Here is a 25,841-nt window from a genome sequence, read left to right as displayed (position 1 = left end):
TTTCCGCCGGATGACCGGGCGGGGGCTCGGCACAGGCGGACGTTCGGCGCGGGTGACCAGGCGGAGGCCGGGCAGAGGCGGCCGTTCGGCCCGGATGCCCGGGCGGGGGCCGGGCAGGGGCGGGCGTTCCGCCGGATGACGGGACGGGGGCCGGGCACAAGCGGGCCTTCCGCCCGGCAGTCCGGGCCGGGGCCGGGCACCGGCGGGCTTTCCGCCGGATGACCGGGCGGGGGCTCGGCACAGGCGGACGTTCGGCGCGGGTGACCAGGCGGAGGCCGGGCAGAGGCGGCCGTTCGGCCCGGATGACCGGGCCGGGGCCCGGCAGAGGCGGGCTTTCCGCCGGATGACCGGACAGGGGCCAGCAGAGGCAGACGTTCGGCGCGGATGACCAGGCCGGGGGCCAGGGCAGAGGCGGACTTTCCGCCCGGCTGTCCGGACGGGGGCCGGGTCGGGTTGGCGAAGTCCCGGCCGGCTCGCGGCGCGGGCCCGGTCGCCCCGGGACGTGGGGGCCGGGCCCGCCCGGGGACGTGAGGGCCGGGCCCGCCCGGGGACGTGAGGGCCGGGCCCGCCCCGGGACGCGGAGGCCGGGCCCGCCCCGGGACGCGGGGAGGCCGGGCCTCGGCGGTCCGTGGGTGTCAGTCGGCTACGGCGGCGGCGACCGGTACGTCCATGAGGACCGTGCGGCGCGGGTTGGCGGTCTGGGGCGGGAGGTCGACGGAGTGCTCCGGCCCCGGGATCTGCAACACTTCGGCGTCGTCGAGGTGGGCCAGCGTCGTGCGCCGCGGGTTGGCGGTGGTGCGGAGCGTCATCGTCGTCTTCACGGGTGTCCGAGACCTTGTCGTGTACGGGCGTCCCGGGTGCCGCCGCGACGGCTTCGGGTACGCCGGGTTGTCAGAGTGTCACCTCTTGTAAAGCGTCAGGCTAAACATCCGATTCCCCTCCCAAGAGGCGAAGGACTCATGATCAGTGTGTGAGTTTCCTCACCACGCCAGCCCCAAAACGGGTCAATTCCTACAGCCCACCGGGGGGCTACGAACCGGACATTGGACCACCGAAGGGCCCATTCCACTCCCGATCATGGCGACTGGGACACCAAGATCATTTCAATGGCTCACCCCGATATGACCGGAATGCGGGTTCACTTGACCCACGCCCGGTGATCCGCCCCTCACATGCAGTCACAGATGTCACAGCCTGACCAACTGGCCTTGTTGCGGATGCGCCACTGTGCTGGAATTCCACGGACCGCCGCAGGATCGAGCCGGTGCGCAGGGGGCGCGGAACGCGCGCCGGGCGGCGGTGAGAAAGAGGGGGAGCCAGCGCCGGTCACTCACGACCATTCGGGGACGTATTCAGGGCGTTCCCCGACCACGCCGACACCGTCCGTCCGGTTCACCCGGAGGGGCGCCTGGTCCAGAGGTTGCGACGCTAGTGCAGGGACGTTTCAAGAGGGATGGCAGCGCTTCGGCGGAGCCGGAGCCGCACGGCGGGACCGGCCCGATGGCCGTCGGCTCCTCGCCCCAGCACGCCCAGAACCCGGGACCGGCGGCCTCCGCGGACGGCGGTGAGCGTCCCGGACGTACCACCGCGACCCCGCCCACGGGTGTGCCCGCACCGCCCGTCAAGCCGTCCCAGGGCCCGACCGGACCGGGACCGCGAATAGCGCTGCGCAACTGGCGCATCTCCACCCGCCTGGTGGCCCTGCTGACCCTCCCCGTGGTCGCCGCCACCACACTGGGCGCGGTCCGTATCGACCAGTCCATGGACGACATCAAGCAGCTCGACAACATGAAGCTGCTGACGGACATGACCAAGCAGGCCACCGAGCTGGCCGCCGCCCTCCAGGAGGAGCGCGACAAGTCCGCGGGACCGCTGGCGCACGGCTCGAAGTCGAGCGAGATCACGGTCAAGGGCTTCCGGGACAAGACCGACCGGGCCGTGGACAACTTCGTCGACGCCTCGGACCAGATCGACCAGTCCGCCCGCAAGGGCGACCTCCAGGGCGTGCGCGACACCCTCGTCGGTCTCGTCGGCGAGCTGAGCAGCCTCGGCAAGATCCGCAACGGCGCCTACGAGGTCGAGGACAACTCCACCCAGACGGTGGAGGCGTACCACCGCCTCATCACCCACCTGCTGGACCTCTCCCAGGACATGGCCGAGGCCACCAGCAACCCCGAGATGATCCAGCGCACCCGCGCCCTCGCCTCGTTCTCCTCCGCCAAGGAGTACGCGTCGGTGCAGCGCGCGGTGCTCGCGGCGGCGCTGCCCCCGAACAAGACCTCCTTCGGCAACCTCTCGGAGAACGACCGGCTCTACGCCGAATCGGCCCTGAAGAGCCAGGAGTCGGAGCTGAGCAGCTTCCGCAGCATCTACGGCACCGAGTCCGCCGCCGAGCTGCTCACGCCCATCCAGGAGGGCAACCCGATCATCGAGGCCGCCGACAAGTACGCCAGCCGCGCGTTCAGTTCGGAATCCGGCATCCGGCAGGTCGAGAAGCGGTCCTACCAGGACTGGGTCGACGACAGCTCCACCAAGATCCAGCAGATGCGCAACATCGAGCGCCGGCTGCTGGAGGACATGGAGCAGAAGGCCCGTACGCTGCGCAGCGACTCCGAGCGCGAGGCGTACATCTCCGGTGCGCTGATCCTGCTGGTCCTCGGTGTCTCGCTGGTCGGCGCGTTCGTCGTCGCCCGGTCCATGATCCGCTCGCTGCGCCGGCTCCAGGAGACCGCCACCAAGGTCGCCCAGGACCGGCTGCCCGAGCTGGTCAAGCAGCTCTCCGAGTCCGACCCGCAGGACGTGGACACCTCCGTCGAGTCGGTCGGTGTGCACTCGCGCGACGAGATCGGAAGGGTGGCCGCGGCCTTCGACGACGTCCACCGCGAGGCGGTCCGGCTGGCCGCCGAGCAGGCCCTGCTGCGGGGCAACGTCAACGCGATGTTCACCAACCTCTCGCGCCGCTCCCAGGGCCTCATCCAGCGCCAGCTCTCGCTCATCTCCGAACTGGAGTCCCGCGAGGCCGACCCGGACCAGCTCGCCTCGCTGTTCAAGCTGGACCACCTCGCCACCCGTATGCGCCGCAACGGCGAGAACCTCCTCGTCCTCGCCGGTGAGGAGCCGGGCCGGCGCTGGACCCGGCCGGTCCCGCTGGTCGACGTGCTGCGGGCCGCGGCCTCCGAGGTGGAGCAGTACGAGCGCATCGAGCTGTCCTCCGTGCCCACCACCGAGGTCGCCGGGCGGGTCGTCAACGACCTCGTCCACCTGCTCGCCGAGCTGCTGGAGAACGCGACTTCGTTCTCCTCTCCGCAGACCAAGGTCAAGGTCACCGGTCACGCCCTGCCCGACGGCCGGGTGCTGATCGAGATCCACGACACCGGTATCGGCCTGTCCCCCGAGGACCTCGCCGCGATCAACGAGCGGCTCGCCTCGCCGCCCACCGTGGACGTCTCCGTCTCCCGCCGCATGGGTCTGTTCGTGGTCGGCCGCCTCTCGCAGCGCCACGGCATCCGTATCCAGCTGCGCCCCTCCGACTCCGGGGGCACGACCGCGCTGGTCATGCTACCCGTCGATGTCGCCCAGGGCGGCAAGAAGCCGCAGGGCAAGCCCGGTCAGCCCGGTGTCGCCGCCGGTGGTCCCGCCGCCGCGCAGGCCGCCGCCGGGGTCGCCGCGGCCCGCCGCTCGGGCGGTGGCGCGGTCGGCGCCGGCGCCCCCACGGCCGGCCGGCTCGGCACGGGCCAGGGTCCGCGGGCCGCGCTGCCCGGCGACCCGGGCGGCCGTCCGGGCGGACCGGGGGCTCCCGGTGGCCCGGGTGGGCCCGGTGGGCCCGGTGCCCCGCGCGGGCCGCAGGGCCGGCCCCAGCCCGCCGGAGCCGGTTTCGGCGGTCAGGCGCCGGGCGCCCCGCAGGGACTCCAGGCGGCCGGCACCGGAACGCCGGGCCAGGATCTCTTCGGCGGCGGCCGAGGCCCCGCACTGCCGCAGCGCGGCGCCGCGGGCGGCGCGGGCGACACGGGCCACTTCGGCGCCCCGGGCGACGCCCAGGCACCGCGCGGCCGTCAGCCGCAGCTCCCGCCCCGCGGCGGACCGCGTGCCGAACTGCCGGGCGGCACCCCGCAGCGCACCGACTGGGGCGGCGACACCGGGCAGCCCCCGGTGGACCGGGCCTCCCTGGACACCCCGCGCGGCCACGACGAGCCGGACAGCGCGCGGACCTCGCACCTGCCGCGGATCGACGACCGCCAGGGCCCGGGGTCGACCACCGAGATCCCGCGCATCGACGCGGACGGACCGCGGCAGCCGGGACAGTTCTCCCGTCCGGGCGGACCGCAGCAGCCGGGTGACCCCGCCCGGCCCGGTGGCCCCCAGGAGACCGGCCGGTTCGCCGCGCCGGGCGCCGACACCCCGCAGGACACGGGCCGGTTCGACCCGCCCGGGGCCGAAGGCCGCCAGCAGCAGGGGCCGTTCGTGCGCTCGGACGTCTTCGGGGCGCCCGGCCAGGACACCGGCCGCGCTCCGGCCCCGCAGGGCTACGACCCGGCCGCCACCGGCCAGTTCACCGGCCCGCAGGGCTACGACGACGGTTCCACGGGTCAGTTCCCGGCCCCGCGCGGCTACGACGACGGCTCGACGGGCCAGTTCCCGGCCCCGCGCGGCTACGACAACGGCTCGACGGGCCAGTTCCCGGCTCCGCAGGGCTACGACAACGGCTCCACGGGCCAGTTCCCGGTTCCGGGCCGGGACGAGACGGGCAGGCCGGGCCTGCCCGCCCGCCCGACCGGACCGTCCGACCGGTCCCCCGCTTCCGGCCACCCGGGCCGCTCCGGTCAGCCGGGCCAGCCCGGTCCGTTCGAGCAGAACAACCAGACCGGCCAGAGCAACCAGACCGGTCAGAACGGCCAGAACGGCCAGACAGGTTCGTTCGACCGGCCGCAGATCCCGCAGCGGCAGGTCCGTGAGCCGGAGGCACTGCCCCCGGCGACCGGTCCCGGCGACGGCCGCACCCCGCTGTACGACACGTTGGAGACCAACTGGTTCCACGGACAGCGGGGCGAGGGCGGCGCCGAACCCACGCCACCGGAGCCGCAGGCTCCGGCCGCTCCCCCGCAGCGTCCCGCCGCCACCGATCCGGCCCCCGGATCCGGCTGGCGCAGCTCGCCCAACGACGAGCTGGTCCGGCGGGCCGAGCGGGTACGGCAGCCCGCGGCGGGCGGCGTCACCACGTCCGGTCTGCCGCGCCGGGTGCCCCGGGCCAACCTGGTCCCGGGCACCGCTCAGCAGCAGCCGCAGCAGAGCGGTCCGCAGGTCTCGCGCGCCCCCCAGGACGTGCGCGGCCGGCTGACCAACCTCCGTCGGGGCATCGCGCAGGGCCGTCAGGCCGGTTCCGGTCAGACGGGCAGCTTCACGAGCCCCACTCACCAGCAGGAGCGTTAGTTGAGTCCGATGAGCCAGGCGGCACAGAACCTGAACTGGTTGATCACCAACTTCGTGGACAACACCCCCGGGGTGTCCCACACCGTCGTCGTGTCCGCCGACGGACTCCTCCTGGCGATGTCGGAGGGTTTTCCGCGTGACCGTGCCGATCAGCTGGCGGCGGTCGCGTCCGGACTCACCTCACTGACAGCCGGTGCGTCCCGGATCTTCGAAGGCGGCCATGTGGCACAGACCGTCGTGGAGATGGAACGGGGCTTTCTCTTTCTCATGTCCGTCTCGGACGGTTCGTCGTTGGCCGTGCTCGCGCACCCCGACTGCGACATCGGCCTCGTCGGCTACGAGATGACTCTCCTGGTCGACCGCGCGGGCGCCGTCCTCACGCCCGACCTGCGCGCCGAACTCCAGGGAAGTCTGCTCCACTGATCGGTCCCGGATCCACCCGTCTCACCAAATCGCCGTCCGGCCGCCACAATCCCCCCACCGGCCCCGCCAGATAGCACGACTGACCCACATGCTGTCCCGCCCGGAGGATTCATGACCCCGCCCACCGCCCCTCACGATCCGTACACAGAAGCGTACGGGGACGAGGGCGACGAGCCGCTCGTCCGTCCGTACGCCATGACGGGCGGCCGGACCCGGCCTCGCTACCAGCTCGCCATAGAGGCGCTGATCAGCACCACGGCCGACCCCGCGGCACTCATGGGGCTCCTTCCGGAGCACCAGCGCATCTGCCATCTGTGCCGCGAGGTGAAGTCGGTGGCCGAGGTGTCGGCCCTGCTCACCATGCCTCTGGGCGTCGCCCGGATCCTTGTCGCCGACCTCGCCGAGGCCGGGCTCGTCGCCATTCACCAGCCGGGCGGCGACGAGAACACCGGTGCGCCCGATGTGACACTGCTCGAAAGGGTGCTCAGTGGACTTCGCAAGCTCTAGTGCCGGGCCGACGGCACCGGGCCGTTCCACCACCTCGGCGAAGATCGTGGTGGCGGGCGGCTTCGGCGTGGGCAAGACCACGTTCGTCGGTGCCGTCTCGGAGATCAACCCGCTGCGCACCGAGGCCGTCATGACGTCCGCCAGCGCCGGCATCGACGACCTCACCCACACCGGGGACAAGACGACCACCACGGTCGCCATGGACTTCGGCCGCATCACCCTCGACCAGGACCTCATCCTGTACCTCTTCGGCACCCCCGGACAGGACCGCTTCTGGTTCATGTGGGACGACCTCGTCCGCGGCGCCATCGGCGCCGTCGTCCTCGTCGACACCCGCCGCCTCGCCGACTGCTTCCCCGCCGTCGACTACTTCGAGAACAGCGGACTCCCCTTCGTCGTCGCCCTCAACGGCTTCGACGGGCAGCAGCCCTACACCCCCGACGAGGTGCGCGAAGCCCTCCAGATCGGCCCGGACACCCCGATCATCACCACCGACGCCCGGCACCGCGCCGACGCCAAGTCCGCCCTGATCACCCTGGTCGAGCATGCCCTGATGGCCCGGCTGCGGTAGCCGCGCCAAGTCCAGCGACATATACGGCAGTTGCCGTAGACCTCTCGGAGCCGGCTGTGGCCTTAGACACGGTCGGCTCCGCTGTTCATAACGTTTCGGCAGAGGAATGAACCGATCCGGCAACGCGTCGCGGTCGACTCGTGTCGCTATGCGCACAACAGCCCCGTCTTTTGACGGGGCTCGCTCTTTATGACCGTTTTATCTGGTGCTTACATCACATGGAATCCGCGGTTCCCCATGTTTGGAGTAGTCCCGGATGACGTGCTGGAATGCCTGAACTGCCCCATGGTCAATGACGTACTTCCCCGTCGATGGCGTACGGGCTCTGAGACACTGCGGCACGACAAGGGTGCCGACCGCCGAGAGGTTGTTGGTCGAGTGAGGCGAAGCAACAAGGGTCCCGAGCCGCCCGCCCGGGGCAACTTCACCCCGCCGCCGCGCGGTGCCGCGCCCACACCCGCGCCCGGCCCGCAGCCCACGGCAGGCGGTGGCGGTCGTCTCTCCCCCCGCAACTGGCGAGTGCCCACCCGACTCAACGCGATCCTCCTCATACCCGTCCTGGTCGGCCTGGTCATGGGCGGTTTCCAGGTCAACAGCTCGATCGACACCTGGCAGGAGGCCGAGGACGCCCACAAGGTGGCGCTCCTGGTCCGCGCCGCCGACGAGTACGGCCAGGCCCTGCTCAACGAGCGTGATCTGTCCGCCGAGGACCTGCTGACCGGGCAGGGCGAGACCGACACCGTCAAGAAGCTCCGCGCGGACACCGACACCGCCAAGAAGCAGTTCGACGTGGCCGCCCGCAACCTCCCGGACACCGCCCGCCTCGACCGCCGGCTCGAACTGTTCCGCACCAACGAGACCAAGCTCCCCTCGCTGCGGGAGCGCGCCTACACCCGGGCCATGGACCCGGTCGCCACCGAAGAGGGCTACGTCGCCGTCCAGCACTCCCTGATGGAGTTCGCCAACGAACTGGGCCTCGGCACCGGCAACGTCACCAGCTACGGACGCACCGTCTACGCCATGTCGCTCGCGAAGGCCGCCGCCTCGCTGGAGCGCGCGATCGGCGTCCACCTGCTGGTGCGCCCGGCCGACAAGGCGTCCGTCGCCGCCCAGCAGCGCATCTCGCTGGCCTCGTACCGCTATCTCGAAGGCATCGCCGTCAACGAGTTCGTCTCCGCCGCCGACAACGCGGACGTCGAGCGGCTCAACGCCGTGATGGCCGAGAAGCGCCAGGAGGTCGGCGACCGGGGCGACGCCGTCGACGCCGGTTCCTCCACCCAGGGCGGCGCCTACACCGCCATGCCGCTCGCCGACACCATGGTCCAGGGCATCGCCGCCGGGCTGCCGGCCGATGAGCTGGAGCAGCGGGGCGTCACCGCGAGGGCATGGCTGGACGTGGCCACCGCCAAGTTCGAGGGCTACGACGAGGTCGAGACCGAGCTGGTCGACAAGGCCGTGGACGAGGCCGCCTCGGTCGCCGACACCGCGAAGCGCAACGCCCTGGTCACCGGGGCGGCCGTCGTGGTCGCCCTGCTCGCCGCGTTCGTGCTGGCCGGCATGGTGGCCCGGCAGATGTCCCGCGCGATGCGCCAGCTGCGCAACGCCGCCTTCGGTATCGCCGAGCAGCGGCTGCCGACCCTGGTCGACCAGCTCTCGCGCACCGACCCCGGCCGGGTCGACACCCGGGTGGCGCCGATCCCGATCACCACCAAGGACGAGATCGGCGAGGTCGCCCGCGCCTTCGACCAGGTGCACCGCGAGGCGGTCCGGCTCGCCTCCGAGCAGGCCCTGCTGCGGGGCAACATCAACGCGATCTTCACCAATCTCTCGCGCCGCAACCAGTCGCTGATCGAGGGCCAGTTGACCCTGATCACCGATCTGGAGAACAACGAGGCCGACCCGGACCAGCTGGAGAACCTCTTCCGTCTGGACCACCTCGCGACCCGTATGCGCCGCAACGGCGAGAACCTCCTCGTCCTCGCTGGCGAGGAGCCCGGCCGCCGCTGGGACCAGCCGGTCCCGCTGGTCGATGTGCTGCGCGCCGCCTCCTCCGAGGTGGAGCAGTACGAGCGCATCGAACTCCAGGGCGTGCCCGAGGCCGAGATCCACGGCCGGGCCGTCACCGACCTGGTGCATCTGCTGGCCGAGCTGCTGGAGAACGCGACCACCTTCTCCTCGCCGCAGACCAAGGTCCGGGTCACCGCGACCCGGCTGCCCGACGGCCGGGTGATGATCGAGATCCACGACAAGGGCATCGGCCTGACCGCCGAGGACTTCGCGGACATCAACCACAAGCTGGCCAACCCGCCGACCGTGGACGCCGCGATCTCCCAGCGCATGGGCCTGTTCGTGGTCGGCCGGCTCTCCGACCGGCACGGCATCCGGGTCCAGCTGCGCCCCTCGGGCGAGCAGGCCGGGACCACCTCGCTGGTCATGCTGCCCGACGCCATCACCCACGGCGGTGGCGGCGAGGGTCGGCTGGAGCGCGACGAGTTCACGGTCTCGCAGATCATGCCGCAGCAGACCCCGCCGGGCGGCGAGGACTTCGGCCGGCCGCAGCAGCGCCAGCTGACCGCCGCCGACCTCGGCTTCGACGACAGCCGCTACGCCGGTGAGGTCCCCGGCGACCCGCGCGACCCGGACCCGGTCGGCCGCCCGCCGACCGGCGAGGAGCAGCACCGGGCCCCGGAGCCCGAGCAGCGCCCCGGCGACAAGACCCCGGGCACCCCGCAGGCCCCGGCGTTCGACGACTTCACCGCACCCCGGTCCTACGACAACGCCACCACGGCCTACGGCGACGGCGGCCCGGCCTATGGCAACGGCGGTCAGGGCTACGACACCGGCGCCGGTGCCTACGACCCCCTCACCGGCCAGGGCGGCTACCCGGCGCAGGACGGCTACGGGCAGCGGACGCCGTACGGGGAGCCGCAGCAGCCGGCGTACGAGGAGCCGTACTTCGGGACGGGCGGCGACCAGCCGCAGCACGAGGGCCAGGCCCCCGGAACCGGCTATCCGGAATCGTCGTACCCGTCCTACCCGGCCGCCCCGGAGCAGCAGCAGAGCGAGCCGCCGACCGCCGGCCGGAACGGCTACCCGGGTCTTCAGGAGCGGTCCTACCAGGACGACTGGCCGCAGTCGGGTGACTATCAGAACGGTTATCCGGACCAGTACGCTCCTGAAGCGGAATCCACCCGGGCCCCTGACGCGGCCGAGCGCGAGCGCGTAGGCTTCGACCGTCCGGGACCGACCCCCTCCGCAGGCCACGAGCTGACCGACGCCGGGCTTCCGCGCCGCGGTTCCTCCGCGGGCGGCGCAGGCGCGGGTGGGCCCGTGAACGAGGAAGCGGCGGCCCCGGCGGCGAACGGCACCACGAACGGCACGGCCCAGGACGACTGGCGCTCGGCGAACGACGAGCGCTGGCAGCAGGCCGCGCAGCTCCGTAAGCCCAAGGCGGGTGGAGTCACCTCCTCCGGCCTGCCGAGGCGGGTGCCCAAGGCCAACCTGGTCGAGGGCGCCGCGGAGACCACCCCGCAGGGCGGCCCCCAGGTCTCCCGCGCTCCCGAGGATGTCCGGGGCAGGCTGAGCAACCTGCGTCGAGGGGTGCAGCGGGGACGCAACACCGCAGGAAGCGAAACGAACGGTCAGGCCACGAGGAGTCAACACAGTGGCCCTGACAGCACCTACGACCAGGAGCGTTAGTGTGAGCCCGATGAGCCAGGCGGCACAGAACCTGAACTGGTTGATCACCAACTTCGTGGACAACACCCCGGGGGTGTCCCACACGGTGGTGGTCTCCGCCGACGGACTCCTTCTGGCGATGTCCGAAGGCTTTCCCCGTGATCGCGCCGACCAGCTCGCGGCCGTCGCCTCCGGTCTGACCTCGCTGACCGCCGGTGCCTCGCGCATCTTCGAGGGCGGCAGCGTGAACCAGACGGTGGTGGAGATGGAACGGGGGTTCCTGTTCATCATGTCCATCTCCGACGGTTCGTCGCTGGCCGTGCTGGCCCACCCGGACGCGGACATCGGTCTCATCGGGTACGAGATGGCGCTGCTCGTGGACCGTGCGGGCACGGTCCTCACCCCGGATCTTCGCGCGGAGCTCCAGGGGAGCCTTCTCAACTAACAGACAGACGGTGCGTTTTCGCGCCCCGTCGCCGTAAGGTTTCGGGACGCGGCTCCACAGCGATGGGTGCCCGGCACGAAAGGCACAGTCGGAGGAGGAGAAAGTGGCTACACCCCAAGGCGGTTCGTCGTCGGGTCATTGGTCGTACGGTCCCGGACAGGGACACGGCGACGGTTCCGCGAACCGGTTCAACTTCCCCTCCGCGCCGAGCCACCGGCAGCCGTACGCGCCACAGGGCCCCGGCCCCTCGCCGTACGAGCAGCCCGGAGCGCCGCGCATCCAGCCCGTGCAGCCGCAGCGCCGCATCCCTGAGCCGGCGCCCGCCGGGGCGTCGAACAACCCCCTGGTGCGTCCGTACGCCATGACAGGCGGTCGCACCAGGCCGCGGTACCAGCTCGCCATCGAGGCGCTGGTGCACACCACCGCGGCTCCGCACCAGATGCACGGGCAACTGCCCGAGCATCAGCGGATCTGCAATCTGTGCCGGGAGATCAAGTCGGTGGCCGAGGTATCGGCGCTGCTCTCGATCCCCCTCGGCGTGGCCAGGATCCTCGTCGCCGACTTGGCGGAGGCGGGCCTGGTCGCCATCCATCAGCCCGGCGGCGACGAGAGCGCCGGCGGCCAGCCAGACGTGACACTGCTCGAAAGGGTGCTCAGTGGACTTCGCAAGCTCTAGCGGCGGTCCTTCCCGCTCCACCACCTCGGCGAAGATCGTGGTGGCGGGCGGCTTCGGCGTGGGCAAGACCACGTTCGTCGGTGCCGTCTCGGAGATCAACCCGCTGCGCACCGAGGCCGTCATGACGTCCGCCAGCGCCGGCATCGACGACCTCACCCACACCGGGGACAAGACGACCACCACGGTCGCCATGGACTTCGGCCGCATCACCCTCGACCAGGACCTCATCCTGTACCTCTTCGGCACCCCCGGACAGGACCGCTTCTGGTTCATGTGGGACGACCTCGTCCGCGGCGCCATCGGCGCCGTCGTCCTCGTCGACACCCGCCGCCTCGCCGACTGCTTCCCCGCCGTCGACTACTTCGAGAACAGCGGACTCCCCTTCGTGATCGCCCTCAACGGCTTCGACGGCAACCAGCCGTACTCGCCGGACGAGGTGCGTGAGGCGTTGCAGATCGGCCCGGACACCCCGATCATCACGACGGACGCCCGGCACCGCGCGGACGCCAAGTCGACGCTGATCACCCTGGTCGAGCACGCCCTGATGGCCCGGCTGCGCTAGCCGGCACCGGTTCCGGGCGCCGGGCGCCGGGCCGGGTGCCCGGTGCTTGGCGCCCTGCGCACGGAAAAGGGTCCCCTTCCACGAAGGAAGGGGACCCTTTCCGTTGTCGGTCGTCAGCGCCAGCTGTGCGGGGCGCGGAAGCCCGGCTCCCGCTCCAGGCGGCGCCAGGCGGCGCGGCGGTGCGGGGCGGGGGCCGGGGCGGTCGTGGTGTGGGCGGCGGCTCGGGCCAGGAGGATCGCCGTGATGGCGGCGACCTCCTCGGGCTCGGCATGGCCCTTCTCGACGCGGATGTCAGGGGTGCTCATGGCTGTTGGTCTCCGTGGAAGAGAGGGTCCGCGGCGTCGCCGCGGCGGGTCCGCCGGGTCACTGCGGGGGGTTGCCGTGCTTGCGGGAGGGCAGGTCGGCGTGCTTGGTCTGGAGCATGGTCAGGGACTTCGCGAGCACCTCACGGGTCTCGGCGGGGTCGATGACGTCGTCCACCAGGCCGCGCTCGGCCGCGTAGTACGGGTGCATCAGCTCGGACTTGTACTCCTTGACCATGCGGGACCGCATGGCCTCGGGGTCCTCCGCGCCGGCGATCTGCCGCCGGAAGATGACGTTGGCGGCGCCTTCGGCACCCATCACCGCGATCTCGTTCGTCGGCCAGGCGAAGGTGAGATCGGCACCGATGGACTGGCTGTCCATGACGATGTACGCACCTCCGTACGCCTTGCGCAGGATCAGGGAGATCCGCGGAACGGTCGCGTTGCAGTACGCGTAGAGCAGCTTCGCCCCGTGGCGGATGATTCCGCCGTGCTCCTGGTCGACGCCCGGAAGGAATCCGGGCACGTCCAGGAACGTGACGATCGGAACATTGAAAGCGTCACACATCTGCACAAAGCGCGCAGCTTTTTCCGAAGCCTCGATGTCCAGGACCCCGGCGAGCACCTGGGGCTGGTTGGCGACGATGCCGACGACCTGGCCGTCGATCCGGGCCAGCGCGCAGATGATGTTCCGCGCCCAGCGCTCGTGGACCTCCAGGAAGTCGCCGTCGTCGACGATCTCCTCGATGACCTTCGCCATGTCGTAGGGCCGGTTGCCGTCGGCCGGGACCAGGTCCAGCAGGACGTCACCGCGGCGTTCGACCGGGTCGGTGGCCTCGGCGCGCGGCGGGTTCTCGCGGTTGTTCTGCGGGAGCATCGACAGGAGGTAGCGCACCTCCGCGATGCAGGTCTCCTCGTCGTCGTAGGCGAAGTGGCAGACACCGCTCGTCTCGGCGTGCACGTCGGCGCCGCCCAGGCCGTTCTGGGTGATCTCCTCGCCGGTGACCGCCTTGACCACGTCCGGTCCGGTGATGAACATCTGCGAGCTCTCCCGGACCATGAACACGAAGTCCGTGAGGGCCGGGCTGTAGGCCGCGCCGCCGGCGCACGGGCCGAGCATGACCGAGATCTGCGGGATGACGCCGGAGGCCCTGGTGTTGCGCTGGAAGATGCCGCCGTAGCCGGCGAGGGCGGAGACGCCCTCCTGGATCCGGGCGCCCGCGCCGTCGTTGAGGGAGACCAGGGGGGCGCCGGCCGCGATGGCCATGTCCATGATCTTGTGGATCTTGGTGGCGTGGGCCTCGCCCAGCGCGCCGCCGAAGATCCGGAAGTCGTGCGCGTACACGAAGACCGTACGGCCCTCCACCGTGCCCCAACCGGTGATCACACCGTCGGTGTACGGCTTCTTCGCCTCCAGGCCGAAGCCCTGTGCGCGATGCCGGCGCAGCTGCTCGACCTCCTGGAAGGACCCCGCGTCCAGGAGCAGCTCGATCCGCTCCCGCGCGGTCAGCTTGCCCTTGGCGTGCTGGGCCGCTGTCGCCTTCTCGCTCGGCCCGGCGACCGCCTGCGCACGGATCTCGTGCAGCTCCGCCACCCGCCCGCGCGCGTCCGTCGGCTCACCGGTGGGCTCACCCGTCGTCTCTTCCAAAACGGTCATGTAGCGACCTTACGAACTCCGCCGAGGAAAGCGAGCCGTCGACTCCGTACAGTCTCCGGCCCGTTTTCCTGGTACCACTGAACAGAACCTCACCATCATGCAGCCGTTCCGACTGCCAGGACGGCGTGGCTGTTGTGGAGGTCTCACAAAGCGGGGGTGGTGAGTCGCACCACATTCCGGTCGGCCAGCATGCCATCGCCGGAGTGAAACGGGCGGACCCGGCACAAGGGTCGGAGGTTACCCGAAGGGGTCGGAGAACCGCGCCGGGGGGTGGTGTCGGGGCGGTCGGGTGGCGGCGCGGGCGGGCCCCTTCCAGCATGTGAGTGCGCACCGCTTCGGCCGTCTCCCGCAGGTGTTTGCGCGACACTTCCCCGATGATGTTGAATCTTGAACCGATCGGGTCTAAGGTCGGCATCACAAAGTCCTTGAAGGTTCAACTGACTGGCTTCCCGAGGAGCACCCCATGACCGACCTGGCCACGCTGTCCGGCGAATACACCATCGACCCCGCCCACACCTCCATCGGCTTCACCGCCCGCCACGCGATGGTGACCAACGTCAAGGGCAAGTTCCTCGACTTCACCGGCAGCCTCCACCTGGACGGCTCCGACCCGGCGAAGTCGACCGCCTCGATCGACGTCCGGATGGACAGCGTCGACACCGGCAACGCCGACCGTGACGGCCATCTGAAGAGCGCCGACTTCTTCAAGATCGACGAGTTCCCGACGATGACCTTCCGCTCCACCAAGGCCGAGTCCCTCGGCGGCGACGACTACCGGGTCACCGGCGACCTCTCCGTCCTCGGGGTCACCAAGCCGATCACCATCGACCTGGAGTTCAACGGCGCCGCGAAGGACCCGTTCGGCAACGAGCGCGTCGGCTTCGAGGGCAAGACCGAGATCAAGCGCTCCGAGTGGGGCCTGACCTGGAACGCGACGCTGGAGACCGGCGGCTTCCTGGTCTCCGACAAGATCAAGCTGAACTTCGACATCTCGGCGATCAAGAGCGCCTGAGCACGGCGGGAACCAGGCGGGGCCGTCCTTCGGGGCGGCCCTCCTCAGGTCCGGGGCCGACCCGCCGTACGGGCCGGGTCACGGGGCGGGCGCCGACGCCGCCAGCCTGGCGACAGCCGCCGCCAGATGGGTCGCCCGGCCCTTCGCGGTACGGGTCCGCAGCAGGCCCAGGATGACGAGATAGCGGTCCGTCCTGCCCAGCAGGTCGAAAGCGGCTTGCGCCCGGGGGTGCTCCGCGAGCGCGCGGACCAGATCGTCCGGGACGGTCGCGTTGCTCTGCGACTCGTACGCCGCCTCCCAGCGGCCGTCCTCCCGCGCCGCCGCCACCTCGGCCCGACCGGCCGGGCGCATCCGGCCCTCGGCCTCCAGTTCGGCCACACGGCGCACATTCACCATCGACCACAGGCTGCGGCGTCGGCGGGGCGTGATCCGCTGAAGGTAGTGCGTCCCGTCCAGCGCGCGCCGCTGGCCGGTGATCCAGCCGTGGCACAGGGCCACGTCGTTGACGTCCTCCCAGGTGACCGAGGGCAGACCCGAGCCTTTCTTGGCGATCTTCACCCACAGTCCGGGGTGCGGCGCCGGATGCCCGGCGAGCCAGGCGTCCAGGTCGTCGACCGCGGCGAAGGGCAGGGTCAGGGGCGCGGAGGCGGCTTCAGTCGTCATGCCCGTACGGTAGGCGCCGTATAGGTCAGGATCGGTCCTATATCGGTCCTATAAGGGGCCGAGCGGTGGGGGTGGGGCGGGCCGTGGGTCAGAAGCCGCCGCCGAAGTCTCCCCCGCCGCCGAAGCCGCCGCCGTCTCCGCCACCGAAGCCGCCGCCGAAGTCACCGGGGTCGAAGTCGGCGCCGGAGACATCACCGCCCTGGTAGCCACCGGCGCCGAAGTCGCCGTAGCCGGAGCCGTAGGCCGCCGCGTAGGACGAGGTGGCCATGGCGCTGCCGAGCATGGTGCCGATCAGCAGGCCGGGCAGGATGCCGCCGCCGAAGTAGCCGCCGGCCCAGGGGCCGTAGGCCGGTCCGGCGTCCCAGTAGGGGCGGCGCCCGTCGGCGGTCTCCACCTCGCGGACCATCGGGTCCTCCCCGTCGGCGAGCCGGGTCCGGTCGGCCGCGCACACGGGCACCTCACGGGTGGCGCCGGCGGACGGGGTCCAGGTGACGTCGGCGACGGAGGGGCCGTGGCGCGGGTCGAAGAAGCAGGGCGGCCGGCGCTCGGGCAGCGCGCGGCCCTCACGGCGGGCGGCGAGCACGGCCAGCGAGAACCGGCCGTCCTCCACGGCCTGGGTGACCTCGCGCACCTGCTCGGGCCGGGTCGCGGCGGCCATGAGGGACTTGGACCGCTCGTAGGCGTCGAGGGCGTGTTCGTAGTCGCCGCGCATGGCGTCGTCGGCGCCGGGCTCACCCGGGTGGAAGTCGAGCCGGTCGAGTTCCTCGCCGAAGGCGGTGATGTCCTCGTCCACGACGACCCGCAGCTTCTCCAGCGCGGCCCGCTGCTCCTCCGCGCGGCGCTGACGGCCGCGGCGGACCAGGGCGTACGCGGTGACGCCGCCGGCCGCGAGGACGCCGCCCGCGGTGATCAGGGCGGTGGCGGAGACACCGTCTCCCCCGCCCTGGCTCCAGGTGCTGGGCGCGGTGCCGCCCACATTGCGCAGGGCGTCGTCCACGAAGTCGTTGAGCTGGGCCTTGGGGTCGCCCGCGCCCTGCACGGCGGTGACCAGGTTGGTCACCCCCTGCCGGCTGAGCACACTGCTGTCGGCCCGGGCGTCGAAGCGGTCGCCGAGCCGGACACCGTAGAGACCGGTGATGCCGGTCTCGGTGCGCAGGTTCTGGAAGAGGTTCTCGGTCGGGTAGCCGGCGGGCAGGACCGCCACGAAGACCGGCTTGTCGGCGTCCTTGATCTTGTCGGCGAGCGCTCGCGCGTCCGACTCGGCGAGCGTGCCGGAGGCGGCCGGGTCGACGTAGACGGGTCCTTCGCGCAGCGCCGCGGCGACGGTGGAGACGTCGGTCGCGGCGTGGGCGCCCGGCACGCCCGCCGTGAGCACCGCCAGTGCGGCGGTGATCGGCACGATCAGGAGGCGTACGGCATCTCGTACCAGCGTGCCCTTCATATGTTCGAAAGTACCCGAATGGGCGGGAAACAGGCAGGGGCGCGCACGGCCGGGCGCCCGCGCCATGCCCCCGGCGCACCCCGGCGCGCTTGATCCAGCGGTTGTTTCAGCCCTTGATTCAGGAGGGCATCGGGGTGGGGCCGATCGCCAGGTTCTCGCCGCGCTGGAGGTACTGGAGGCGGCGGTCGCGCATCCGCTTGACCCAGCGGTTGCGCTCCCAGTCGCGGCCGGGTCCGGCCGGTGAGACGAACTCGCTGCGGTGCACGGCGATCTCGAAGAGCAGCAGTTCATGCGCGCCGAGTTCGGCCTTGCTGAGGTCCGGCTGGCCGTAGTAGTTGCTCTGCGCGAACAGCCGCAGGATCTCGCCGATGACCTCCCGCTCCCCGTGCCGCTTGACGACGGCGGTGGCGTGCCGCACCCACTCCCGGTCGCCCATGTGCCGCATCAGCAGCACCGCCATCAGCGCCTGCCCCGGCTGCTCGATGAAGTCGCCCTCGCCGAGCGCCTCACCGGTCAGCCGGGACAGCTTGCCGCTGGCCAGCACCTGGGAGAGCGCCCAGTACGACGACAGGACCGGCGAGTACAGCTCGACCCGGCCCATGAACTCCTCGAACTCCGCCTCGCTGATCTCCTGGCGCTCCAGCACCTCCGACAGCGACTCGCGGAAGACGCTGCGGCCGTCCCGGTTGCCCCACTCGGCGGCCATCAGCGCGGCGCGCACCCCGTAGCCGTTGAGGCACAGCCGCAGGGTGGTCCGCTTGAGGTCCAGGTCACGGACGAGTTCGCTGCTGCGCAGGACATCCGCGAGCAGGTCCAGCGCCTCGACGTACGCCTCGAACTCGGTCGGGCTGAAGCCCGGGCCCTGCCGCTGGTCCAGGGCGAGGGTCTGCATGGCGTCGGCCTGGTCCTGGAGGTCGTCCATCATCACCCGGAAGTCGCCGGGGACCTCGGTCGGCGGGCCCGCGGAGTCGTAGGGCAGATCGGCCGGGAAGAGGTCGTCCAGGACGGACTGGGCCTCCTCGTCGGTGTGCCAGCCGTTCTCGGTCGCCAGCACCGAGAACGGGTCGCTGCCGCCGTCGCCGAGGCGCTCGCGCAGCGCCCGGAAGCCGTCGGCGGTGATCCGCAGCAACTCGGCGTCGTTGCGGCGCAGCGCGGCGGTGTGCCGGATGACCTGCGTGTGCTGGAGCGGCCCGGCCAGCACCAGTTCCTTCAGTTCCTCCGACTCCGCCATCCGGTACGCGGCCAGCAGCGGCCGGACCATCGGCTGGCAGAAGTGGATGACCTGGTCACGCTCGGTGAGGATCCGCTTCGCTATCAAGGCGTCCAGCACCGCGCCCGAGGGCTCGGACCAGCCCAGCCCCTTGAAGTAGTTGAGGAGGAATTCCTCGGCCTCCATCCGGGGCAGCGAGTCCTTGCCGGTCAGCATCAGATGCTCGTTGACGCAGGCGAGGATGTCGCGCAGGGCCACGAAGTCGAGTTCGAAGCGACGGTCCACGCTGGGGTCGTCACGGCCCAGCAGCAGCCCGAGGTAGGACTCCAGGATGGCGGTGCTGTTGACCCCGGCCGTCCAGTCCTGGTGCCCGGCGGTGGACAGCAGCGCGGCCAGCATGACGGGGGTACGGGGCAGCCGGCCGCGGGTCAGCAGGTCGAGCATCGCGTCGATGTCGCCCTCGGACTCCTCCGGGCGCAGCAGCCGCACCAGCGCCCGTAGCTCACGGCGGCCGAAGGGGCCGATGTGGCGGACCCGGGCGGGGCAGCCCACCCCGGTCATCGCGTCGGCGACCCGGTGCCGGGCGGTGGTGCGGCAGCCGAGGAAGGACAGGGTCTGCGGATGGTGGGTGAGGAACTTCAGCAGATGCCGCAGCCGCTTCTCCGAGCCGGGGTCCACGTTGTCGACGGCCAGCGCGAGCCGCGGCAGTTCGTCCTTGCGGCCCAGCGCGATGCCCGCGCCCGCGAGTTGCCGCCGTACCTCCTTCTCGACGCCGCTCGGGCCGGTCTCGACGGCCGCGAAGTCGATGACGACGGGGACGTACTGGGCGTCGCTGACGTAGGCGGTGTGGACGAGCCACTGGAGGGTGCTGGTCAGGCCCGCGTACTCGTCGCCGACGATCAGGAAGTGATGGTGCTCGGCCAGGCTCCCGATCATCTCGTCGACGCCGATCCGGCCCTCGTCCAGATCGTGCAGGGCCATGTACTGGTCGACCGGCAGCCGCAGCAGCACGGGCGGGACCAGCAGTCCGTCCATGGGCTGGTTCTCGCGGCCGGGGCCGAGGATCAGACTGCGTTCGCGTACGGCGTCGATGAGGGCGTCGGCGGCGAGGTCGGAGGAGGTGCGGGTGACCGGGGGGTCGGCGGCGAGGGGGTCGGTGGCGGGCGGGTCGGCGGGGGTGCCGGTGGGGGCGTCGAGGGGGGCGTCCACGGGGGTGCCGGCGGGGGCGGCGCCGGCGGGGCCCGGGTTCTGCGGGGAGGCCGCCGGGGCGTTCGGATCGGCCTGAGTGGCCGTGCCGCCGCGTCCCGGCTGCGCGAAGTCGATCTCCAGACGGCCGCCCGAGACGACGTTGACGCCCTCGGCGAAGGCGTCCCGGCCGTCGAAGTAGCTGCGCACATGCACGGTGTAGGCGCGCGGGGCGGTGGTGCTGCGGACGTCGATCACGCTGTACGCGTTGAGATAGTCGCGCCACTGGAAGAGGGAGCCGGCGGCGCTCTGCATCAGGCTGCCGGTCTTGCCGGCGACGGCGAGCGGGTCGACCACATGGACATGGCCGGTGAACAGCATGTCGAAGTGGGCCAGCTCACGGCCCACGTCCCCGCGGTCGAACTCGGCCAGCCAGTCCAGCGGGTGGTGCATCACGCCGATCTTCAGGGCGGCGGAGCCGAGCCGGTCGACGGCGTCGGTCATCTGCCGGTCGCCGACGATCAGATGGGCCCGGTCGGCGTCGTCCCCGGCGCCGGTCGCCCGCCAGCAGGAGGTGAGACCGGCCGCGACGACCTCGGTGCCGCCGGCCGTGAAGCGGTGGAGGGTGACCAGCGGGGAGATCCGCTCGACGGCGGTGCCGGCGTAGTAGCCCTCGGTGAACTCCTGCCAAGGGGCCAGCCGGTCCAGGTAGTTGGCCAGGTCGGGGCGGTCGAGGAGGGCGTTGACCTGGTCGCGGTCGGTGAGCCGGCCGCGCAGTCCGACCTCCTGGAAGTCGTCGATCCGGGAGATGTCCACGTCGTGGTTGCCGGGCGCGAGGATCATCCGCTCCCGGTCCAGGCCGAGGCGTTCCTGGAGCGGGTCCAGCAGGCGCTGCTGGGCGAGGGCGAACTGGTCGGGCTTGCCGCCGTACGCGAGGTCGCCGCTGAAGACGACGCAGTCGACCGGTGTCCGCGCGTGGAAGTCGGCGACGTCCGTGAGGAACGCCCGCAGAACCTTGCGCTGGTCGTTCCCCCAGTCGTCTCTGGCGTGCAGGTCACTGATGTGGACGATGCGCACAGAACACCCCCGGCTTGCCTGGTGACGCGTCGGAACAGCTTATGCGCGGCGGGGCCCCTAAGGCATCTCGTCCAAGCGCCTCCGCGGCCCTCAACTGACCAGGGTCGCGGCCCTTCTTGACGGCCCGTGAGACAGGCGGCCGGGTGGCGCATACGATGCCTCTGCCGCCGTGCGAACGTACGCGCGGCCGGACGTGCGATCGGGTGCCGTCGTGTGGGACGCGCCGGGGTCGGCCGGGGGACGCGGCCTGGGCCGCAGGGGAGAGAGGGCAGGGCGGGATGCCGAGGAAACGCAAGGTCGCGGACATGACGGTGTCCGCACTCACCGAGCTGGACCGCACACGCGCCCGGTCCGAGGTGCTGTGGGAGCTGTTCAAGCAGGCGGAGGGCGAGGCCGCGGCGGCGATCGACTGGTATCTGCGGCGCCGCAAGGCCCCCTCGCGCTGGTCGCGTTCGCTGCGGGCGCTCGCGGGGCTGCTCGGGATCGTCGGCACGCTCACCCCGCTCGTGCATGCCGCCGACCCGACGCTGGTGCCGCCCGAGTGGGGGTTCGTGTTCCTCGCGGGCGGCGCGGGGTGTGTGCTCTTCGACCGGATCTTCGGGTTCTCGGCGTCCTGGACGCGGTACATCCGCACCGAGATCGCGTTGCAGCAGGTGCTGAAGAAGGCGCAGGCCGATTTCGCCCAGGCGTATCTGCGGATCGCGGACACGCCGAGCGAGAAGGACCAGACCGCGCTCCTCCATGTCATCGAGCGGTTGCGGGCCGACTGCCAGCGGATCATGGAGGAGGAGAGCGCCACCTGGATCGGGTATCTCGCCGACAGCATGGAGGAGTTGACCCGGTCCACCTCGTCCGGCTCCGCGCAGCGGGGTGCGGGAGGCGGGCTGTTCCGGCTGGACCGGGCGGCCGGCCGGGACCGGGGCTCCGATGTGCCCAGGTCCCGGGACTCGGCGATGTGAGGTCCGGGGCGAGAGGCCGACGCCCTGCGCCCTGCCCCCGTCCCCCGTGTCCCGTGTCCCGTGTCCCCTGTCCCCTGTCCTCCTGCGTCCCCTACTCCGCCGGAGTCACGCCCGCCCGCAGCAGGCCGTAGGTGCACGCGTCCTCCAGGGCCTGCCAGGACGCGGCGATGACGTTGTCCGCGACGCCCACCGTCGACCACTCGCCGGTGCCGTCGGAAGTGGAGATGAGGACCCGGGTCGTGGACTGGGTGCCGTGCTTGCCCTCCAGGATGCGCACCTTGTAGTCGACCAGTTCCAACTTGGCGAGCTGGGGATAGATCTTCTCCAGGGCCACGCGCAGGGCCCGGTCCATGGCGTTGACGGGGCCGTTGCCCTCGGCGGTGGCGACGATGCGTTCGCCCTTGGCCCAGAGCTTGACGGTGGCCTCGTTGGCGTGGGTGCCGTCGGGGCGGTCCTCCACGATCGCGCGCCAGGACTCCACCTGGAAGTAGCTCAGTGGTCCGCCCTCGGCCTCGGCGCGCAGCAGCAGTTCGAAGGAGGCGTCGGCGGCTTCGTAGGTGTAGCCCTTGAGTTCGCGCTCCTTGACGCGTTCGACGACCCGGCCGACGAGCGCGCGGTCGTCGCCGAGGTCGATGCCGAGTTCGCGGCCCTTGAGTTCGATGGAGGCGCGGCCGGCCATGTCGGAGACGAGCATGCGCATGGTGTTGCCGACCTGCTCGGGGTCGATGTGCTGGTAGAGGTCGGGGTCGACCTTGATGGCGGAGGCGTGGAGCCCGGCCTTGTGGGCGAAGGCGGAGATGCCGACGTAGGGCTGGTGGGTGGCCGGGGTGAGGTTGACGACCTCGGCGATGGCGTGGGAGATACGGGTCATCTCCCGCAGCCGGCCCTCCGGCAGGACCTGCCTGCCGTACTTCAGTTCCAGGGCCGCGACGACGGGGAAGAGGTTGGCGTTGCCGACGCGTTCGCCGTAGCCGTTGGCGGTGCACTGGACGTGGGTGGCGCCCGCGTCGACGGCGGCGAGGGTGTTGGCGACCGCGCAGCCGGTGTCGTCCTGGGCGTGGATGCCGAGCCGGGCGCCGGTGTCCGCGAGGACGGTCGCCACGACCGCCTGGACCTGGGCGGGCAGCATGCCGCCGTTGGTGTCGCACAGCACCACGACGTCCGCGCCGGCCCGCGCCGCCGTACGGACGACGTCCTTGGCGTAGTGGGGGTTGGCGCGGTAGCCGTCGAAGAAGTGCTCGCAGTCCACGAACACCCGCCGCCCCTGCTCCTTGAGGTGGGAGACGGTGTCCCGGATCATCTCCAGGTTCTCCTCCAGCGTGGTGCGCAGGGCGAGTTCCACATGCCGGTCGTGGCTCTTGGCGACCAGGGTGATCACCGGGGCCCCGGCGTCCAGCAGTGCCTTGACCTGCGGGTCTTCGGCGGCCTTGGTCCCGGCCCGGCGGGTGGCGCCGAAGGCGACGAGCTGGGCGTGGCGGAATTCGATCTCCTCCCGGGCGCGGGCGAAGAACTCGGTGTCCCGCGGGTTGGCGCCGGGCCAGCCGCCCTCGATGAAGCCCACCCCGAAGTCGTCCAGGTGCCGTGCGATGGCCAGCTTGTCGGCGACGGTGAGGTTGATGCCCTCACGCTGGGCGCCGTCGCGCAGCGTGGTGTCGAAGACATGGAAGGAATCGTCGGCCGGGGACGCGGTGCCGACGGGGGACCGGTCGTCGCGCTCGCTGGTTTCCGTCATGGTTCAAGGCTCCTGATGGTGATGATCGCGGTCTGTACCGGAATGACCGGCTCCACCGTCCCCCTATGATCCCTCGCGCTCCGCTCCCGGCTACAGGTGGGCCAGAAATGCGAAAAACCTCTCGCGGGTGCGAGAGGTCTGCGCGCGGGTCGAGACGACGGTGGCCGCCCGTACGTGGTCGTACGAGGCGGTCACTGCGGACCGGCGCGCCTGCTGCCAATAATCGTGGCGAACGAGAGCACGGGGGAAGTGTGGCACAGACCGCCGCCGTGCTCACCGCGTGTCTCAGGATGCGGTCAGAGCGCGACGGGGGGCCTCAGGGGCGGACGAGCAAGCCCCGTCGCCGGGCCCGTCGCCGTCCCGTCGCCCTCTCCGTCGGTGCCGCCGGCCACGAGGCGGTCGGAGGGCGGGTACGGCCCGAGCGCCGTGCCGCCCCGGGCGAAGCCGGCGGCCGGGGTGCAGCCGTCGGTGGGCGGGCCGCCTCGCACGCTCCCGGTGACCCGGGCGGTGCTCCCGCGCGTGATCGCGGACGTACACGTTGTCCGCGCTCGTGCCGTACCGGGACGGTGGCTCAAGCGTCGGGGCGCGGCGGGCGCGGGTGCAGGGCCTCGTCCAGGAACTCCTCCACGTGGCCGAGGACCGCCGCTCGGTCGGCGCCCCGCAGACCGATCGCGACCTGGATGGCGAGGCCGTCGAGCAGGGCCCGCAGCCGGGTCGCGAAGCGGTCCGGGTCGACGGCCCGGAACTCGCCGCGCGAGACGCCCTCCGCGAGCAGGGCGGCCAGGTCCCGGTGCCAGGCGCCCTCGATCGCCGACTGCCGTTCACGGGCGTCGGCGGCGGCGTTCTGCGAGCGGTTCCAGACCTCCAGCCACAGCGTCCAGTGCGGGTCCCGGTGGCCGTCGGGGACGTACAGACCGACGTAGGCGTCCAGGCGTTCGCGCGCGGTCGCGGGGCGGGTGAGCAGCCGGCCGCGTTCGGTGCCGAGCCGCTCCTCGCTCCACTCCAGGGTGCGCAGCAGCAGTTCGTCCTTGGAGCCGAAGTAGTAGAGCAGATGTCCGCTGCTCATCCCGACCTCGCGGCCGAGCGCGGCCATGGTGAGTTTCTCCAGGCCGCGCTCGGCGATCATCGCCATGGCGGCGGCGAGCACGTCCTCGCGGGGCGGGGCCTGCCGGCGTCCTCCGGCCGTCGCTGCCATCACTGTTCCTCGCTCACCGTCCGGGGTCGTCACACCTTGGGCTGCTGCTGGGTCGTGCAGTGGATGCCGCCGCCGCCCGCGAAGATCGTACGGGCGTCGACCAGGCTCACCGTCCGTCGCGGGAAGAGCCGGCGGAAGATCCCGGCCGCGGTCTCGTCGCGCGGGTCGTCGAAGCCGCACAGGACGACTCCGCCGTTGCAGAGGTAGTGGTTGATGTACGAGTAGTCGGCCCAGTGGCCGTCGGCCTCCAGGACGGTGGGCGCGGGTACCTCCACGACCTCCAGGGACCGTCCGTGCGCGTCGGTGGCGGCGCGCAGGATGCCGATGGCCTCCCGGGTGATCTCGTGGTCGGGGTGGGCCGGGTCGGGCTGGTGGTGGGCGACGACGACGCCGGGGCGGGCGAAGGCGGCGACGATGTCGACATGGCCGAGGGTGCCGTAGCCGTAGGGGGGATAGTCGGAGGTGAGGCCGCGCGGCAGCCAGATGGCCTTGCGGGTGCCGAGGTGGGCGTGGATCTCGGCCTCGACTCGCGCACGCGGCCAGCCGGGGTTGCGCTCGGCGCCGAGCTGGACGGTCTCGGTGAGCAGGACGGTCCCCTCGCCGTCGACATGGATCGCGCCGCCCTCGTTGACCAGCGGTGAGCGGTACGTCGTGGCGCCCGCGAGGTCCGCGACCCGGGCGGCGATCTTCGCGTCGTGCTCCCAGCGGGCCCACTCCTGGGCGCCCCAGCCGTTGAAGGTCCAGTCGACGGCGGCGAGCCCGCCGCGCCCGTCGGTGAGGAAGGTGGGGCCGATGTCCCGCATCCAGGCGTCGTCCAGGTCCCGTTCCACGGTCTCGACGCCCTCGCCGAGCAGGGCCCGCGCCTGCGCCGACTGTCCCGGCCCGCACACCACGGTCACCGGTTCGAAGCGGCGTACGGCACGGGCGACCGCGGCCCATGCGATCCGGGAGGCGGCCAGGCCCTCGGGGTCGTCGAAGGTGGGGTTGGGGCCGGGCCAGGCCATCCAGGTGCGCTCGTGCGGGGCCCACTCGGCGGGCATCCGGAAGCCGTCGGCGGCGGGGGTGTTCATGGGGCGGTTCCTTGGAGGGGCAGCGGGGCGGAGGAAGTCCGGCGGGAGC

The 25,841-nt window shown here is 71.7% G+C and carries 19 protein-coding genes; 10 read left to right on the top strand and 9 right to left on the bottom strand.

All coding sequences use genetic code 11. The features are described 5' to 3' along the window. Window positions 1–635: 635 nt before the first annotated feature. The gene (locus ACIQNG_RS23895) at window positions 636–821 is read right to left on the bottom strand and encodes a hypothetical protein (RefSeq protein WP_401487635.1); all 186 of its coding nucleotides are present in this window, start codon (window positions 819–821) and stop codon (window positions 636–638) included. Between the two features lie 610 nt (window positions 822–1,431). Here ACIQNG_RS23895 and ACIQNG_RS23890 point away from each other — a divergent pair. The 8 genes from ACIQNG_RS23890 (at window position 1,432) to ACIQNG_RS23855 (ending at window position 12,289) form a co-directional block, all read left to right on the top strand. Continuing rightward, complete coding sequence (locus ACIQNG_RS23890; RefSeq protein ID WP_401487633.1) at window positions 1,432–5,427, top strand: nitrate- and nitrite sensing domain-containing protein; 3,996 nt, start codon at window positions 1,432–1,434, stop codon at window positions 5,425–5,427. A 9-nt stretch (window positions 5,428–5,436) separates the two neighbouring features. Continuing rightward, window positions 5,437–5,850, top strand: coding sequence for a roadblock/LC7 domain-containing protein (locus ACIQNG_RS23885; RefSeq protein ID WP_401432834.1), 414 nt, complete (start codon window positions 5,437–5,439; stop codon window positions 5,848–5,850). 111 nt (window positions 5,851–5,961) lie between these two features. Beyond that, window positions 5,962–6,357 carry a DUF742 domain-containing protein gene (locus ACIQNG_RS23880; RefSeq protein WP_401432390.1) on the top strand — a complete coding sequence of 132 codons (396 nt, stop codon included), beginning with the start codon at window positions 5,962–5,964 and terminating at the stop codon, window positions 6,355–6,357. Next, window positions 6,338–6,928: a GTP-binding protein gene (locus tag ACIQNG_RS23875; RefSeq protein ID WP_401487631.1), complete on the top strand. Its 591-nt coding sequence runs from the start codon at window positions 6,338–6,340 to the stop codon at window positions 6,926–6,928. The genes ACIQNG_RS23880 and ACIQNG_RS23875 overlap by 20 nt, the downstream gene beginning before the upstream one ends. Before the next feature lie 378 nt (window positions 6,929–7,306). Next, a complete protein-coding gene (locus ACIQNG_RS23870; RefSeq protein ID WP_401487629.1) occupies window positions 7,307–10,627 on the top strand; it encodes a nitrate- and nitrite sensing domain-containing protein in 3,321 nt (1,106 codons plus the stop codon). 10 nt (window positions 10,628–10,637) lie between these two features. Further along, window positions 10,638–11,051 carry a roadblock/LC7 domain-containing protein gene (locus ACIQNG_RS23865; protein WP_055493648.1) on the top strand — a complete coding sequence of 138 codons (414 nt, stop codon included), beginning with the start codon at window positions 10,638–10,640 and terminating at the stop codon, window positions 11,049–11,051. A gap of 103 nt (window positions 11,052–11,154) precedes the next feature. After that, window positions 11,155–11,727 carry a DUF742 domain-containing protein gene (locus tag ACIQNG_RS23860; protein WP_401487627.1) on the top strand — a complete coding sequence of 191 codons (573 nt, stop codon included), beginning with the start codon at window positions 11,155–11,157 and terminating at the stop codon, window positions 11,725–11,727. Next, complete coding sequence (locus ACIQNG_RS23855; protein WP_003997631.1) at window positions 11,708–12,289, top strand: ATP/GTP-binding protein; 582 nt, start codon at window positions 11,708–11,710, stop codon at window positions 12,287–12,289. Before ACIQNG_RS23860 ends, ACIQNG_RS23855 begins: the two co-directional genes overlap by 20 nt. A 113-nt stretch (window positions 12,290–12,402) precedes the next feature. Here ACIQNG_RS23855 and ACIQNG_RS23850 read toward each other — a convergent pair whose 3' ends face one another. Together ACIQNG_RS23850 and ACIQNG_RS23845 are read right to left on the bottom strand one after the other, a co-directional pair. Further along, the gene (locus ACIQNG_RS23850; RefSeq protein WP_401432380.1) at window positions 12,403–12,594 is read right to left on the bottom strand and encodes an acyl-CoA carboxylase subunit epsilon; all 192 of its coding nucleotides are present in this window, start codon (window positions 12,592–12,594) and stop codon (window positions 12,403–12,405) included. Between the two features lie 58 nt (window positions 12,595–12,652). After that, entirely contained in the window at window positions 12,653–14,248 is a 1,596-nt protein-coding gene (locus ACIQNG_RS23845) for an acyl-CoA carboxylase subunit beta (protein WP_401432377.1), read from the bottom strand. A 463-nt stretch (window positions 14,249–14,711) separates the two neighbouring features. Here ACIQNG_RS23845 and ACIQNG_RS23840 point away from each other — a divergent pair, with 463 nt between their 5' ends. Further along, a complete protein-coding gene (locus ACIQNG_RS23840) occupies window positions 14,712–15,260 on the top strand; it encodes a YceI family protein (protein ID WP_401487625.1) in 549 nt (182 codons plus the stop codon). A gap of 78 nt (window positions 15,261–15,338) precedes the next feature. Here ACIQNG_RS23840 and ACIQNG_RS23835 read toward each other — a convergent pair whose 3' ends face one another. The 3 genes from ACIQNG_RS23835 to ACIQNG_RS23825 form a co-directional block, all read right to left on the bottom strand. Next, a complete protein-coding gene (locus ACIQNG_RS23835) occupies window positions 15,339–15,923 on the bottom strand; it encodes a YdeI family protein (protein ID WP_401487623.1) in 585 nt (194 codons plus the stop codon). Between the two features lie 88 nt (window positions 15,924–16,011). Next, window positions 16,012–17,364: a hypothetical protein gene (locus ACIQNG_RS23830; protein ID WP_401432369.1), complete on the bottom strand. Its 1,353-nt coding sequence runs from the start codon at window positions 17,362–17,364 to the stop codon at window positions 16,012–16,014. Window positions 17,365–17,482: 118 nt separating this feature from the next. Next, window positions 17,483–20,836, bottom strand: coding sequence for a metallophosphoesterase (locus ACIQNG_RS23825; protein ID WP_401487621.1), 3,354 nt, complete (start codon window positions 20,834–20,836; stop codon window positions 17,483–17,485). 305 nt (window positions 20,837–21,141) lie between these two features. Between ACIQNG_RS23825 and ACIQNG_RS23820 the strand changes: the two genes are divergently transcribed. Next, on the top strand, window positions 21,142–21,795 hold the full coding sequence (locus ACIQNG_RS23820) for an SLATT domain-containing protein (protein WP_401487619.1): 654 nt from the start codon (window positions 21,142–21,144) through the stop codon (window positions 21,793–21,795). Between the two features lie 91 nt (window positions 21,796–21,886). Here the strand turns inward: ACIQNG_RS23820 and cimA are convergent, their stop codons facing one another. The 3 genes from cimA to ACIQNG_RS23805 all read right to left on the bottom strand — a co-directional run bounded on the left by cimA (window position 21,887) and on the right by ACIQNG_RS23805 (window position 25,792). Further along, window positions 21,887–23,527 (bottom strand): citramalate synthase, encoded by a 1,641-nt coding sequence (gene cimA / locus ACIQNG_RS23815; RefSeq protein WP_401487617.1) that lies wholly within the window; start codon window positions 23,525–23,527, stop codon window positions 21,887–21,889. 571 nt (window positions 23,528–24,098) lie between these two features. Further along, window positions 24,099–24,722 carry a TetR/AcrR family transcriptional regulator gene (locus tag ACIQNG_RS23810; RefSeq protein WP_401487615.1) on the bottom strand — a complete coding sequence of 208 codons (624 nt, stop codon included), beginning with the start codon at window positions 24,720–24,722 and terminating at the stop codon, window positions 24,099–24,101. 29 nt (window positions 24,723–24,751) lie between these two features. After that, window positions 24,752–25,792, bottom strand: coding sequence for an agmatine/peptidylarginine deiminase (locus ACIQNG_RS23805; protein ID WP_401487613.1), 1,041 nt, complete (start codon window positions 25,790–25,792; stop codon window positions 24,752–24,754). Window positions 25,793–25,841 lie beyond the last annotated feature (49 nt).

The sequence above is a fragment of the Streptomyces sp. NPDC091377 genome, from assembly GCF_044757045.1.
GTDB lineage: Bacteria > Actinomycetota > Actinomycetes > Streptomycetales > Streptomycetaceae > Streptomyces.
This window is presented reverse-complemented; position numbering and strand designations above follow the sequence as displayed.

Excerpts from the sequence above, each read along its gene's own strand:
- ACIQNG_RS23885 (WP_401432834.1), top strand. The coding sequence starts at position 5,437 with ATGAGCCAGGCGGCACAGAACCTGAACTGGTTGATCACCAACTTCGTG.
- ACIQNG_RS23880 (WP_401432390.1), top strand. The coding sequence starts at position 5,962 with ATGACCCCGCCCACCGCCCCTCACGATCCGTACACAGAAGCGTACGGG.
- ACIQNG_RS23865 (WP_055493648.1), top strand. The coding sequence starts at position 10,638 with ATGAGCCAGGCGGCACAGAACCTGAACTGGTTGATCACCAACTTCGTG.
- ACIQNG_RS23850 (WP_401432380.1), bottom strand. The coding sequence starts at position 12,594 with ATGAGCACCCCTGACATCCGCGTCGAGAAGGGCCATGCCGAGCCCGAG.
- ACIQNG_RS23845 (WP_401432377.1), bottom strand. The coding sequence starts at position 14,248 with ATGACCGTTTTGGAAGAGACGACGGGTGAGCCCACCGGTGAGCCGACG.
- ACIQNG_RS23840 (WP_401487625.1), top strand. The coding sequence starts at position 14,712 with ATGACCGACCTGGCCACGCTGTCCGGCGAATACACCATCGACCCCGCC.
- ACIQNG_RS23835 (WP_401487623.1), bottom strand. The coding sequence starts at position 15,923 with ATGACGACTGAAGCCGCCTCCGCGCCCCTGACCCTGCCCTTCGCCGCG.
- ACIQNG_RS23830 (WP_401432369.1), bottom strand. The coding sequence starts at position 17,364 with ATGAAGGGCACGCTGGTACGAGATGCCGTACGCCTCCTGATCGTGCCG.
- ACIQNG_RS23820 (WP_401487619.1), top strand. The coding sequence starts at position 21,142 with ATGACGGTGTCCGCACTCACCGAGCTGGACCGCACACGCGCCCGGTCC.
- cimA (WP_401487617.1), bottom strand. The coding sequence starts at position 23,527 with ATGACGGAAACCAGCGAGCGCGACGACCGGTCCCCCGTCGGCACCGCG.
- ACIQNG_RS23810 (WP_401487615.1), bottom strand. The coding sequence starts at position 24,722 with ATGGCAGCGACGGCCGGAGGACGCCGGCAGGCCCCGCCCCGCGAGGAC.
- ACIQNG_RS23805 (WP_401487613.1), bottom strand. The coding sequence starts at position 25,792 with ATGAACACCCCCGCCGCCGACGGCTTCCGGATGCCCGCCGAGTGGGCC.